Genomic DNA, 13,523 nt, shown 5'->3' with positions numbered 1-13,523 from the left:
TCAACAAATCAATTGCAGTGTTCGCTCTGGAGATACAGGTTTTGAAAGCGCATCCATTACGTCCGATGCTGTAATTCTGTCGTCAGCGCCATCGAAGCCGCGCTTCAAGCTACAAGCGTGATGCTCACTATATTTGCTGTGGCTACGCCCTAGACAAACGTAACGCTGATCTTGTTCGGCCCTGTCGTCAAGTGCTACTGTACAAATAGTAGTTATAGTATCGTTATCTCGGCCATTGTAATTTTATCATGGTGGCTTAGCCTATTTGAGAAACCTAAAGAAAACTTTAAAATTCGCGCTTTTAACACACTTCTGGCAACCAGCCTATATCCGGCCCCAAGAGATGTCTGAGCACACCGGACGATCCAAGAAATTCAATACCTTGACTCGATTATTAAGCTAGTGGAAAGAACAAAAAAAAGGGCAAATGGCGTCAAGTACTACCCCAACGCCATTTCCCCATTTAGAAAGAACTATCCCACACCGGTCCGGGCAAATTACCCTCCCAATATTTTACGAATATTTCGCCCCACTTATGGTAGGCTACCAACCTTAATGTTAGGTTCATGCTAACGCACTATCGGCAACCAGCATATACCCGCTCCCCCGAACCGTAATGATTCGTTCAGGATCAGCAGGGTCAGTCTCAATTTTTTTGCGTAAATTACTGATATGTACAGCGACTGTTCTCGTATCTTCCAGACTTTCCATTCCCCAGATAATTTGAAACAACTTATCGACACTGACAACACGATTCACATTTTGTGCCATATAGGACAGCAGACTGAACTCTTTTTTCGATAAAGAGATCGATATACTCCCCGTGTTGACGGACTGCGTATAGAAATCCAGTGTCAAACCCGGTAACTCCAGCAGTTGTTCCTTTCTGCCCGTCGACACTCTGCGAAGGTGCGCCTTGATCTTGGCCATGAGTACTCCCGGACTGAACGGCTTGGTCACATAATCGTCGCCACCATAGGATAATGCGCTAATTTTCACTTCGTCTTCCTCCTGGCTGCTCAGAAACATGATCGGCGCACTGGTGAAGTTACGCGCATTCCTGCACCAATCAATGCCATTTTCATTAGCCAGCAATATATCCAGTACAATCAAATCGGGCTCGAACGATGTAAGCAACTCCATCGCTTCTGTCCCGCTATGACTGTAGGTGGAAATAAACCCCTCCCGTTCGCAATACACCTGAACAATCTCGCATATATGGGGATCATCATCGACGATCATTATTTTGTGAGTGTGCATCCCATTATCCCCTTCCTTTATTCGCGATACAAGGAAGCGTGACATAGAAAGTCGCCCCCATCTTACCGTCGCTCTCCGCTCGAACCGCCCCTCCGTGTGCGAGTACGATTTCCCTGCAAATCGCTAGCCCTAGCCCACTGCCTTCTATTCCGTTCCCCAAGCCCGGTCGATCGTATCTGTAATTACGTTCGAAGATTTGCTCAAGCTGGTCCGGAGGAATACCCATGCCAGAATCCTGTATGCTAATGATCGCATGGCGAGCATGTTTCACCTCTTCCACAGCTAGCGCAATACGCACCAGCCCTCCGCTGGAGGTGAACTTCATTGCATTCGACACCAGATTAAATAAAGCCTGCTCTACTCTTTTCGCATCCATCTCGACAACAGGCAAGTTAGATCGCTGGTCCTCCGTATCTCCGATATCCAGTATGAAATCTAATCCTGCGTCACGCACAACCAGCTCATATTGTTCAAAAAAATCACGCAAGAAGGGAATCATCTGAACCGGCTCCATGCGGTACGAGACTTGTCCGGTCTCCAAATGCGACAAGAAGGACAACTCCTCGATCATGCGGTTAATCCTTATCGTGTTCTCCTGGATATACTTCAGATATTGTTCATTACGTTCCGGCTTGACCCTGTCCTGTATAGCTTCTACATATCCTAACATGCTGGACAACGGCATACGTAGATCATGCGTAATGTAGGCAAGAAGTTTCTTCCTCCCTTGCTCGGAGTGAAGCAACCGGTCATACGAAGTGCGGAGATCATTATGAGCCATAGATAAGGCCTGTGTGCGCTCATCCACGGTCCGTTCCAAACTTATATTCATTTCGATCAGCTTGTGGTTAGCGCCCTGCAACTCATGTGCGATTCTCTCCTCGTTGGATGCCGTCCTCGTAAATCTCGAAGAAAGCAGAATCATCTGTGCGATCGTAAATATCAATAAGCCAAGCGGGGATGTATTTCCGATCAGCGACCACCCGTTGTAATATAAAAAATCGTTGACGACCGTGACCAAAGTAACCGCCGACACCAGCAGGAAGATCAACGCTCCCTCCATACGTCGCACAGCCACTCGAACCAGCCCGACCATTAGATAAACCATATGTAGAACAACCATAACACCAATCATCAGCAAAAATTGAGTATATATAAGTGCAGGGGTCACCACAATAAAGATACAGAATGCCCCCGTTGCAATCCGGGTGCCAAAACGAAACCATCGCGACACATAATTCGGAAAAATACAGTCGAAGTACATGGTGATGATATATCCGCTGACGCAAAGAATCAGATACTCGATCTTGAACTGCAATTCCCAAGGGAAATGAGGCAGCCATTGTGTAAGGATAAGCTCGCCGTTGAGCAAAGATCGGATACAGAGCAGTACTGTGAACAGGCCAAAATATAACGGGGCTCTGTCCTTGCGTCGCAGCAGGAACAACAGCAGATTATACAAGCCAATCACCAGCAAACTCGCCGTGATGAACATGTCTGTGGCCAGATTCAAATTAGTCTTGGTCGTTAGTACATCACTGCCGCCCAGCTCGATGTACTTGGTAATGCCGCCCCGATTATGTTGAAAGTTGGCTACTTGCATAACCAGCTCTACCGTATCGTTTTCAGGCTGAATAAACAACAGCTTCGTTGCCAGATGCGGGATCATGCTGTTCTTGTCCTGACCAACCTTACCAACTTCTACAAGCAGTTCGCCATTCACCCATAATTTGTACGCATGAAAAATGCTGGGCAACCGCAGAGCAAGCCGCTCGTGTCGATCCTGCTCACTTAGCTTTATAACCAGTCGAAAGGTTGCATAGCCTGTCCCACCCAGCTTCTCTCCCTCTAACGGATAGCCCAGCCAGGAGTTCGGGATACTGATCCAGTGGTCCTGATTTCCTTCCTTTGCCGAACGAACCCGTATGTCCTCGGGCGACAGCAGCTCTTGCCAATAGAACGCCCACTCCCCTGTTAACTGTTGCGGATTCATACTGACCTGAACCTGCGTTAAATCCAGAACACCTTCTTCACTTTGGAACTTAGGAGAGTCCTGCTCAGAGAGGACGACATAGCCTGCAACCAAGCCAACAACAACGGCAGCAACGATATAAAACCACACCTTACGAGAACCGACTCGGAGAATTCCCCTCATGATGAAGCCAACCCCAATCTCTAAGAGCGCAATAAGTAAGTTTATTTATCCAAATGATATCATCATTACAAGAGAATGTACCCTGCAAATTTCTAGCAGGTGTCGTTAACAAACATCACGATGAAGCTCTTTTGACGACGCGCGCTTAGCTGGGCACACCACCACAAAAAAAGTACGCACTTTGAAGTGCGTACTTTTTTGAAGTGGTTTATTCGTAATGAATAATTTGCACACAACCCCATGTGCAGATTCACAGACACTTTATGAACTACAGTGAATTATTAATGATTTCTGTGAAGGGCTTCATGTTGTATGTATCATCCTGAATGCGCCATTCTCCCTGATCCTGCAAAAAGGTGATATCGCCCGATAGCGGAATAGACTTGAACTCTCTGTCGTTCTCATCTGTAAATTTCAGATCAAGCGTGTATTCCACCAGAATCCAGTCGCTCTTGTTATCTTTGATCTTGGTTTGTATATTTTCAGGATGCAGTTTCGCTTGTTCGATGTGTGCAACCTGAAGAGGCAAGACAATATATCGATTAGCCATATAAGCCTCATAATTCCTGGAGGTCAGGAATGGCTTCATCGTGTCTCCCTTGGCCAATAACCCTTCCATCTCTAACATATCCTCATAGTCCTTGCCATCCACAGTGAGTTCTTCTGTCTGGCGGAAAGAAATAATATACCCATCACATATGCCAACTTGCACATGGTTAACCCTTCCCTTTCTCGTCAGTATTACTCTCAATTATCCCTTCAATAGGATATAATGTCCAGTTATTGGGCACATCTGAACAGATATCCAGCGAATCATATCCAATGGGTGTCATGTTCATCATAGATTGTGTTATAGTCATCGGGAAGTGGACCAACTCTCGAAGGATAGCGCCTGCGGGTCCAATAACTGCGTGTTTCCTTCAACAATGAAGGTGTGAAAGCTATGTCAACTTATCAAGTCGTTCCTATGATCTATGATTCCAAGGAACAGATTGAAGCTATTATTTTACTCGAACAACAATGTAAGCAGCTTGATTCCATTCATCTGAAAGCTGACCTTGACCATATTAGCAAAAAAGACGGAGACCACGCGCTCCTCTGTTATCGCCACGGTGATTTGGTAGGACTGCTCAGCTGGTATCCATCCGACGGCGTAACCGGGAATATTAATGCCATCGTACATCCACAGTATCGTCGCCAAGGTGTGTTCAGCAGCCTACTGAAACGGGCAATCCTGGACATGAAACCACAGGGAATCAACCAACTCAGTTATCGTGTGCCTCAGGGCTTATCTCCGGGTCTTCTTACTGCCCAATCCCTTGGAGCCATTTATGATCGTGCGGAGTACTCGATGCAACTTGTGAATGAGGTCCTTTCGGTTGTGGAGCCGCCTGAACTAACGTTGTCCGTGGCAGAAGCCGAGGATATGGAATTTATGGTCACTTGCTCATCCCAAGCCTTTGGAGATTTGGAGGACTGGACACGCGAGTACTTTATGCAAACAAATGAACCCAGCCGAGTCACCTATATTGCATGGCAGGATCAACTGCCTGTTGGGCTGGTACGGGTCAACTCCATTAATGCCACAACTGCATTTATTCATAACTTCTGTATCTTGCCTGCTTATCAGGGACAGAACCGGGGGCGCACTGCGCTTAGCATCCTGGTTGATCTCCTAAGGAAACAAAGTTACACAGATATTCGCCTATCCGTTGTTACCGAGAACAAACGCGCTTTGAATCTGTACCGCAGTGTTGGTTTTGAAGTAAATTCTGAGTATCACTATTTCAACGGTAGTTTATAAAAGACAATGGAGAGAGATCGTTTTCCGCCAAGGGAGACGGTCTCTCTCTTTATATTAGATACAGATCCGTATATTTATTTTCAGAGATGATTGGAGAATTGAAAAATCAATTTATAACCATCGAACGTTTGCCCGTACATCTCCCGATAGTTACCTTTAGTATAATTATCCACTGTTTTTCGCCAGAAAGATTGGCCGATCTTATTTTTCTCCGATGGATTGGTGAACAACTCCCAGTTTCCTCTAAACATTCCGAAGATCGTCGATGCCGCGTGTTCAGCAACGCCTACACCTCGAAACGGCTGCATCAGAAAGAAATCATGTACAAAGAAATCCGTGCCTTGTGAGCAATATGGCGGAGTAACCACAAATGCAAAACCTGCCGGTAGGCCATCCACAATCATGAGGAACGGATAAAGACACTCCGGTTTTTCCCACCATATGTTCTGTACATTATACTGATCCTGTAACGTTTTATAATCAGGACTTGGCTCAAAAATGCCATGTTCGTTCGGGGTATGCTCTCCACCCAGACCATAATGTCCAGATAGATCATGAAGGTATAGCGCGTACATATTTTTAATCACATACGCCTCGTCCTTATTCGTTAATTTCACTTCTATATTCATATTCACCAACCTTACCAGATGATTTGAAGGTATATTTCAGTAACTCTCACCGCATAACCTTGTACCGTCAAATGAATTGTACGCGAAGTTAACAACCTCGAATATGTAAAAAACCTTTAATAACCATTCTTTATTCTTACAGGAAAAAGCCATATTCGATTGATCGAACATGGCTTCTATAGTTTCATCCCTTTTTGCAATACACAATTTTCTTGATGCTATCGATGGATAAACAGTATTGGTCCGCAAGCTGATCGATGGTTGTTCCCGCAGCGAAAAGCTGGCGGATCTCGTCGTTCCGCTCCCGGACAATCCTTCTGCCACCCGAGTCCTCGCCCCACTTCTTGTGGGCATCCTTGGGCCTCGGAATATAAATCAAACCTCCGGGGATATGACGCTGTATTTCTCTGAGCAATTCTTCCGGGAAGATTGTATCCGCATTAATATATTTCACGTTGCTCCACTCCTTAAAAGTTAGAATCTTTAAGGCAGCAGAGTCGTACGATGAACGCATTGGATATGCACTATAGTGATATGGCGGAAATGGATTTCACGCTCTATACAAACAACCGCCGTTGTTCATCGCATGGACTCTGCATAGAGCGGATCGTGAAACTTCTTATGAAACGAATCATGGTAGCCCCCCATTCAGTTAATCTTATTCGTGCTGAAGAACTTTTAACTGTCTATTCCATAATAAGGTTTACTTTCCTTAATGGCAAAATCTACACGTCGAATCTGTAATATACCCCTGTTAATTCTTCTGATACGCTCCATAGCTTGTTTGAAATGTTAGCGTCATATAATTTTTCGATGATCTTAGCGCTCTTGGGATATCCCTTAGTGCCGCCCATACCACTGGGAGCAATATACTCCCCTCCCGTGATCGTCGGATCTGCTGCAGCATATAAGGTAGGTAATGCCCCCATATGTGCCGGTTGACTAATGATTTTCAAAAGACTGCGCATGAATATATTGGTCTGTTTCCCCGAACCGAAGGAAAATAGATTGGTATGCGAAATTCCTGGATGAGCGGCGATACTCATGGAATCAATATGGGCGGAATTAAATTTATTATGCAGCTCTCTCGCAAACATCAGATTGGCTAGCTTGCTTTGACTGTAGAACTTCATGGGATTATATCCTTTGGAGCCATCTAAGTTATTAAAATCAATTACACCATTATGAGCTGCCATACTACTAACAGTGACTACTCTCGATTTCGGAGTAGAGATCAATCGAGGCAATAGTAGACCCGTAAGCGCAAAATGGCCTAGATGATTACTGCCAAACTGTAATTCAAAGCCATCTTTCGTCAACTGGAATGGAGGATTCATAATTCCTGCATTATTAACGAGAATGGACAAAGAATCGTATTGCTCAAGAAAAGCGGCTGCGAACTTACGGATACTAGCTAAATCGCTAAGGTCGAGCTGCATAACGATTACCTCTCCAGCTACATGCACAGACGACTTTATTTTATTAGCTGCCTTTTCACCTTTTTCCAGATTACGAACTGCAAGGATAACTTTCGCGCCTTTCTCAGCTAACGCTAATGCCGTTTCATACCCTAACCCACCGTTCGAACCTGTCACAATCACTACTTTATCGGATACAGTCGGGATGAGGTCTTTAGTCCAAACTTCGCTCATTTGTCTACACACCTTTCTTATCTCTTCCTTGATACCCTAATATCCAGCGTTTGAAAGCTTTTATCCCCCACCATACTGGCTTAAACTCCGTTCCAGCATCCCTCTAACCTGCTGTTGCAGTTCGAGCGGAGACACCACCTTCACTTCCGGCCCATAGGAGAGTAACTTTCGCGCTGTAAAAGAGAACTCCTCGGGCGGAACCAATCCACGCCATTCGTGGCCTTCAACCGATTTGAACAACACATCTGACGCGGCAACTCTTGCTCCAAATTCCGTGAATTGCAGCACCACTTCCACGCTTGCTCTGTCTTCTTTGGCATCAAGCCATGCCTTCAGACTCGGAACAGATTCATCGACCGATTCCATAACAACCAACTGCTGCATGCGATCCACCCGATATAACAGAACACGATCCTTATTTCGTGCTGGCATGTACCAATGTCCCTGCTCATAGTAGATGCCATAGGGGAAGACCTTGACTTTTTTACGCCCACTGCGGGCATGATACATAAATTCGATTTCTCTCTTTTCTACCGCTGCACCCAATATCTCGGTTGTTAAAGGCTCGGCATGCCCACCGGGGTGCTGGACAAAGGTGATATGCTCTCTCATTCGCATAATCAGATCCTGTACATCTTCGGGCAAAGTAGAAAAGTATTGTTCAGCCAGATGCTCACGCATCGATCCATACGGAAAATCCGGGACTTGCTGTAGATATTCCAGCATCATAAACAGCCCTAATGCCTCCTGCTGTGTCAGTTGAAGAGGTGGCAAAATCCGATTGGGCAACACCCGGTATCCTCCGTTCACGCCAACTTCTGTGTACAAGGGAAAACCCAGCGCCTGCAATGCATCCAGATCTCGCTGAATGGTACGAACCGAGACGTCAAACCGCTCTGCCAGTTCCCGGGCAGTGAACTTCTGTCTGGAATCCATGAGACGCATGATCGCCAGTTTCCGATGATTCATGTATTCAACATCCTAACTACGTCAACTTTTGTCATAGTTAAAGTGTATCATACATTGTAGAAGGGAGCGATGAACATGAAGAATAACAAAACAATTTTGTACATTGCCATGAGTTTGGATGGATATATTGCAAGGCTGGACGGTTCAGTGGATTGGTTGTTTGATGTGGAGGGTGACGGTGGAGACAACGGGTATGCGGCATTTTATCATACGATTGAAAGCGTCGTTATGGGGCGTTACACGTATGAAGAGGTGCTCACACTTTCCGAAGAATTTCCCTATGCGGATCGCCCAACGTATGTGCTTTCCCGCTCGGAACAGCCGCCCGCCCTGCATGTAGAGTTTACAACCGAGACGGTAGATACGCTAATTCCCCGATTAAAGCAGACTTCTGATGGAGACGTATGGATTGTGGGTGGCGGAATACTGGTTGGAGCTGTGTTAGCCAAAAAATTACTGGACGAGATTGAAGTTGCCATCATTCCCAAAATTCTTGGCGAAGGCATCCCCTTATTCCCAACAGGCACTGTGCCCAGTCAATTCAAAATGGTCCGAACCCAGACGCTGGGACAGATCATTTCGATTCGTTATGAGGTGCAGAACAGCGGCACAGCGGATACACCTTCGAATGTCTAGATAAGTAGAAAAGGAAAAAGACCATTCTTATGATGAAGGGACCTCATAAAGTTAGACACCATCTAACCATTAGGGGACCGTTCATGAAAGAGTGGTCTTTCCATTACCATATTTCAAGTATCAAGTTATCCTATCAGTCCTCGTACATATTCCGCTAACACCTCTGCCGTCCTACGGTGAGATAACTCGCCTGGATGGGTGCGCGCCCCTACCGTCTCTTCGGTTGTATCAGGAAGCTGGATAACCGTAACCTTGTGGTCGCCTGTCCCCTTCGTATATGCATCAACCGCGCGGTAGATGGAGGGCATCATGGGAAAACCAAGCATGCCATAAGCCCATACGAGTTGTGCCGTCGGATTGTTTTTCCGAAGTTTGAACAGGAACTGTTCCACCGCTTTCTCAAAAGCAGCCAGATCTTCTTCATGATACGTACCATCTTCATTCAAACGCTGCTTGTACACCTTACCCGTGTCGGGGTCTTTCCACTCAGGTGACTGGAACGCACCTCCATCATTGCTACCCAGGTTCACGACCACCACGTCCGGCTGCCACGAACCAAAATCATGCTCATCTCCTGCACCTAACGCTACGTTACGTTCACCAGTAAGCAGGCCACAGACCTGTTCATAATAATCAGGAATGTTGCCCTTTGGATTGTTATCCCAGCTTGCCAGCACACCCCAGCCACTTTGTGAGATGACACGATACTCCGCATTCAATGCCTCTGCTGTCATAAACGTATAATTATGTATGGCGCTGAACCACATCGGAATCCAATCTTCCTCCGCTTTCGCTCCAATTGCACCTTCGCCAGATGTAATACTGTCACCAATGAACTCGATCTTATACGGTTTTTCCTGCACAGGCAGGAACGCTCCATCGGATTTCACCGCATGAATCTGCAAGGAACAACCTGGGTCACCACTCATCGCTTGAACATCTTTGACGATCCGTACATTCTTCACCACATTCGCGTTCATACCTCGGAATACACAGACCCAGTACCTTCCCGCCGTTAACATCTGTCTGCTCACCGGAACACCGTTGATCAGAATGCTGATCCATAACTCATACATGTCATACTGCGACTCTACCTCAACCCATAGTTCGGAGCCCCGTACATTGAGTTCAGCTGCACTCCCCGTCCAAAATAACGTCAGCGGTAACAATTGACCTGTTGTTCTCCCATGTACTTTGAGATGTTCAACCTCAGGCAGACTATATACCTGTAACTGCTCATTAGTCTTCACGGTGCATTCCTCCTATATCGTTAACTGATATCCTGTAAGCTTATTTTCGCTGAACATCCCATATTCCCTTTCCCTGGATGCAGAAAAACCACAACATTCCCATTCAGGCACAACAAAAACCCTGTGCTAATCGAATAATCACAGGGTTTTCCAATTGATCTTATTGGGACAAGATGCGCTCCAGATCTTCCAGAGCCAGCTTATTGCCCGAAGCGGAATAATCGAGCCAAGGTTGTTCTGTAATGACATATACTTTATCATTCTGAACGGCCTTCAGTCCCATCCAGATCGGATCAGACTTCAGTTGTTCGAAAACTTCTTCGCTACCTTCATCTACGGAAGAAACCAGTACAAAGATGGCATCTGCGTTGAAATCAGGCAACACTTCTTTGGAGATATTCTCCCAGTTCTTCGTGATGGCTTCGACTCCCTTGGCTGGGGTTAAAGCCAGATCCTCGAACAGAATTGGTCCCAACGGACGTTCCATACCATATACGCGCAAACCTTTGGCCGAGATGCGGACTGCCATGACCGTTCCGTCTCCTATTGCCTGTTTGGCCAATATAGATACTTCCTTCGCTTTAGCATCATACGATGCAATAAATTCCTCAGCCGTTTCTTCACGGTCAACGACCTTCGATATGTTACGGAGCTGATCCTTCCATGAACCTTCATCCAAATTGATCACATGAGTTGTAGCGATTTTCTCCAACTTCTCCAGACCCAATTTCTCAGCAAATTCTGCGTCTATGAAGATCTCCTCTGGTTGCAAACCAATCAAAGCCTCCATATCCGGGTCTTTTGTGAAGCCTAGGTATTCGATATTCTGATACCGCGCCTCTGTGATGGGCAGATAGTCACTCGTTGTTGTGCCATCCGGTTTAATTCCAAGAGCTATCAGGTCTCCCGTCAGGAAAATAGAGATGGAAGCAACCTTTTTGCCATAAACGCCCTTTGTAGTTTCAGTCGTACTTGCAGTTTGTGCTGTTTCCGTCTTTGCGGTTGTATCGTCTGTGACCTGCTTCAGATCTTTATCCGACCCGCAGGCCGCCAGAATAAATACCATACATAAGCTCATCACTATAGCTGTTAAATTTTTCATTTCATTTTTCCTCTCGGCATCTTCTAGATGGTTTTATTGGACTTGCGTAGTAAATATAAAAAATAGGGAGCACCTACAGCGGCCACTACAATTCCCGCCGGGATGGATTTGGGATCAAAGACTGCACGCGTTACCGTATCCGCCACAACAAGAATCAACATGCCTAGCAGAGCCGATATGGGGATAAGGTACTGAAACGCGGGGCCAACCAGCCTACGTGCCATATGCGGGGCCACCAGTCCGATAAATCCAATACCTCCAGCCATAGATACGCTCACCGAGGAGAGCGCAACGGCAATACATAAAATCTGAATTCGTTCTCTCTCCACCGGCGTACCGATGCTAACTGCGGACGAATCCTCAAGCGCTAGCGCATTTAAGCTTTTACTCTTGGCCCAAGCCAGTGGTATGAGCAGAACCATCCAAGGTAGCATTGCATAAACGTTAATCCAGTCTCTTCCCCAGATGTTCCCCAGTAGCCAACTTGCGGTAAACGAATACGTCTTCTCATCCAGTTGCAGTGATAGATAAAGGCTTGCCGCATTAAAGCCCGCAGCTACCGCAATCCCGATCAGGATCAAACGAGCTGGTATGAATCCCTTTTGCCGATCCCACACGAACAGAATGATAAGGGTTGCCGCCAGTACCCCTCCCACAAAAGTAAACAAGGGTATCATGAGCACTGGAAGTGTATTTAATGATTGAAAAAAACTAACATAGATTAACAGACCAAAGGATGCTCCAGCATGAATCCCGAGAATTCCCGGGTCTGCCAGTGCATTACGGGTGATACCCTGCAACATAGCGCCCGCAATACCGAGCCCCATTCCTGCAAGAATCGTAATAAGTATACGAGGTAAACGATAATCAAAGAGCACCATGTGATGCATATCCGTGCCTTTACCTAGCAACGTCAGAACAAGATCGGGCAATGCAATCTGCATAGAGCCTGTATTCAGTCCGATCGCAATTGAGGTCAATACGATAAGGACCAGAATTCCACCTGTTAACAGTGTGCGTTGGTAACTATGAATTGCTTTGTTTTTCATAAATTCCGCTGTTCCTTTCGGGCAACATAGAGGAAGAAAGGTACGCCGATCATGGCGACAATAACACCAATAGCCAGTTCCTTGGGAGGATCAGCAATTCTTGCACCCAAGTCAGCTAGAACAAGTAATATACTTCCCAGCACTGCTGAGATTGGAATGACATATGTATAGTTCACCCCTACAAGCTTTCTTGCAATATGCGGAATAACCAGTCCCACAAAGGCAATTGAACCCACGGCTGAAACGGATACTCCCGCTAGTACCAACGCAATTATGATGGCGTACATACGAACTCTCGCTATGCGAACGCCCAGATTAGATGCAACCTCTGCGCCCAAAGCCATAATCGAAATGGATCTGCCCAAGGTTATGGAGAGAATTAGTGCAGTCAGAATAACCGGCAACACGATACGAAGCTGCGCCCATGATACCCCAGCTACTCCGCCAGCATACCAGAACGCCAGATCCTGACTGAGTTCAAAATAGATAGCAACCCCTGAAGTCAACGAATGCAGCAAGGCCGCAACAACGGTACCTGCCAACGTGAGCTTCATAGGTGTTAATCCACCTGGAGAACCCGAACCCAATAGATAGATGAGCAACGTACTTAGAACAGCACCCGTGAATGACAGTAGCATTAATACAGAGAACGGAAGCTGTGGTAAAAATACAAAGCTTAGCGCGACCACAAACATGGCACCCGCATTAATTCCAAGCACACCAACATCAGCCAGAGGGTTGCGGGTAACCCCTTGCATCAGAGCACCCGCTACAGCAAATGCGGCTCCGACCAGAGCAGCAGCCAGCACTCGGGGTAGACGAATTTCCTGAATGATCTGGTGGGTACTCAGACTACGGTTATAGTTAAAGACTGCATCCCACACGGTATGGAGTGTTAACGATTTTGCGCCCATAGAGATTGCTATAAACATGGAGAATAACAATAGCGCAATTGCTGAAAGTAGTATCAGCGTGAAACGAAGAGGGGTTCCCGTTTGCTTCTTCACTCGATTGTCT

The 13,523-nt window shown here is 46.2% G+C and carries 13 protein-coding genes; 2 read left to right on the top strand and 11 right to left on the bottom strand.

Annotated features, from left to right (window positions below):
- Positions 1 to 564: 564 nt before the first annotated feature.
- The 3 genes from D829_RS0124395 to D829_RS0124385 form a co-directional block, all read right to left on the bottom strand.
- Positions 565 to 1,260, bottom strand: coding sequence for a response regulator transcription factor (locus tag D829_RS0124395; protein ID WP_017691534.1), 696 nt, complete (start codon positions 1,258 to 1,260; stop codon positions 565 to 567).
- Between the two features lie 4 nt (positions 1,261 to 1,264).
- Positions 1,265 to 3,415, bottom strand: coding sequence for an ATP-binding protein (locus D829_RS0124390; protein ID WP_017691533.1), 2,151 nt, complete (start codon positions 3,413 to 3,415; stop codon positions 1,265 to 1,267).
- A gap of 268 nt (positions 3,416 to 3,683) precedes the next feature.
- A complete protein-coding gene (locus D829_RS0124385) occupies positions 3,684 to 4,127 on the bottom strand; it encodes a hypothetical protein (protein ID WP_017691532.1) in 444 nt (147 codons plus the stop codon).
- A gap of 231 nt (positions 4,128 to 4,358) precedes the next feature.
- Here D829_RS0124385 and D829_RS0124380 point away from each other — a divergent pair, with 231 nt between their 5' ends.
- Positions 4,359 to 5,219, top strand: coding sequence for a GNAT family N-acetyltransferase (locus D829_RS0124380; RefSeq protein ID WP_017691531.1), 861 nt, complete (start codon positions 4,359 to 4,361; stop codon positions 5,217 to 5,219).
- An 80-nt stretch (positions 5,220 to 5,299) separates the two neighbouring features.
- On the opposite strand, the gene D829_RS0124375 is transcribed toward D829_RS0124380, so the two are convergent.
- From D829_RS0124375 to D829_RS0124360, 4 genes are all read right to left on the bottom strand, one after another.
- Positions 5,300 to 5,848, bottom strand: coding sequence for a hypothetical protein (locus tag D829_RS0124375; protein ID WP_017691530.1), 549 nt, complete (start codon positions 5,846 to 5,848; stop codon positions 5,300 to 5,302).
- 184 nt (positions 5,849 to 6,032) lie between these two features.
- Positions 6,033 to 6,302, bottom strand: coding sequence for a CD3324 family protein (locus tag D829_RS0124370; protein WP_017691529.1), 270 nt, complete (start codon positions 6,300 to 6,302; stop codon positions 6,033 to 6,035).
- Positions 6,303 to 6,573: 271 nt separating this feature from the next.
- Complete coding sequence (locus D829_RS0124365; RefSeq protein WP_017691528.1) at positions 6,574 to 7,500, bottom strand: oxidoreductase; 927 nt, start codon at positions 7,498 to 7,500, stop codon at positions 6,574 to 6,576.
- A 60-nt stretch (positions 7,501 to 7,560) separates the two neighbouring features.
- Positions 7,561 to 8,469, bottom strand: a complete 909-nt coding sequence (locus D829_RS0124360) for a YafY family protein (protein WP_017691527.1) — start codon at positions 8,467 to 8,469, stop codon at positions 7,561 to 7,563.
- A 69-nt stretch (positions 8,470 to 8,538) separates the two neighbouring features.
- On the opposite strand from D829_RS0124360, the gene D829_RS0124355 reads away from it, so the two are divergent.
- On the top strand, positions 8,539 to 9,105 hold the full coding sequence (locus tag D829_RS0124355) for a dihydrofolate reductase family protein (protein ID WP_017691526.1): 567 nt from the start codon (positions 8,539 to 8,541) through the stop codon (positions 9,103 to 9,105).
- 125 nt (positions 9,106 to 9,230) lie between these two features.
- Here D829_RS0124355 and D829_RS0124350 read toward each other — a convergent pair whose 3' ends face one another.
- The 4 genes from D829_RS0124350 to D829_RS0124335 all read right to left on the bottom strand — a co-directional run bounded on the left by D829_RS0124350 (position 9,231) and on the right by D829_RS0124335 (position 13,477).
- Positions 9,231 to 10,355, bottom strand: coding sequence for an SGNH/GDSL hydrolase family protein (locus D829_RS0124350; RefSeq protein ID WP_017691525.1), 1,125 nt, complete (start codon positions 10,353 to 10,355; stop codon positions 9,231 to 9,233).
- Between the two features lie 160 nt (positions 10,356 to 10,515).
- Positions 10,516 to 11,457: an ABC transporter substrate-binding protein gene (locus D829_RS0124345; protein WP_017691524.1), complete on the bottom strand. Its 942-nt coding sequence runs from the start codon at positions 11,455 to 11,457 to the stop codon at positions 10,516 to 10,518.
- Between the two features lie 23 nt (positions 11,458 to 11,480).
- Entirely contained in the window at positions 11,481 to 12,506 is a 1,026-nt protein-coding gene (locus tag D829_RS0124340) for an iron ABC transporter permease (RefSeq protein WP_017691523.1), read from the bottom strand.
- On the bottom strand, positions 12,503 to 13,477 hold the full coding sequence (locus tag D829_RS0124335; RefSeq protein WP_277422762.1) for an iron ABC transporter permease: 975 nt from the start codon (positions 13,475 to 13,477) through the stop codon (positions 12,503 to 12,505). Before D829_RS0124335 ends, D829_RS0124340 begins: the two co-directional genes overlap by 4 nt.
- Positions 13,478 to 13,523: the final 46 nt, after the last annotated feature.

The sequence above is a fragment of the Paenibacillus sp. PAMC 26794 genome, assembly GCF_000316035.1.
Taxonomy (GTDB): Bacteria; Bacillota; Bacilli; order Paenibacillales; family Paenibacillaceae; genus Paenibacillus.
Note: the sequence above shows the minus strand (reverse complement) of the source record. Positions and strands in the feature narration are given on the sequence as shown.

Bases quoted from the DNA above. Each gene is read 5' to 3' on its own strand.
- D829_RS0124395 (WP_017691534.1), bottom strand. From the start codon at position 1,260: ATGCACACTCACAAAATAATGATCGTCGATGATGATCCCCATATATGC.
- D829_RS0124390 (WP_017691533.1), bottom strand. From the start codon at position 3,415: ATGAGGGGAATTCTCCGAGTCGGTTCTCGTAAGGTGTGGTTTTATATC.
- D829_RS0124380 (WP_017691531.1), top strand. From the start codon at position 4,359: ATGTCAACTTATCAAGTCGTTCCTATGATCTATGATTCCAAGGAACAG.
- D829_RS0124375 (WP_017691530.1), bottom strand. From the start codon at position 5,848: ATGAATATAGAAGTGAAATTAACGAATAAGGACGAGGCGTATGTGATT.
- D829_RS0124365 (WP_017691528.1), bottom strand. From the start codon at position 7,500: ATGAGCGAAGTTTGGACTAAAGACCTCATCCCGACTGTATCCGATAAA.
- D829_RS0124360 (WP_017691527.1), bottom strand. From the start codon at position 8,469: ATGAATCATCGGAAACTGGCGATCATGCGTCTCATGGATTCCAGACAG.
- D829_RS0124355 (WP_017691526.1), top strand. From the start codon at position 8,539: ATGAACATGAAGAATAACAAAACAATTTTGTACATTGCCATGAGTTTG.
- D829_RS0124345 (WP_017691524.1), bottom strand. From the start codon at position 11,457: ATGAAAAATTTAACAGCTATAGTGATGAGCTTATGTATGGTATTTATT.
- D829_RS0124340 (WP_017691523.1), bottom strand. From the start codon at position 12,506: ATGAAAAACAAAGCAATTCATAGTTACCAACGCACACTGTTAACAGGT.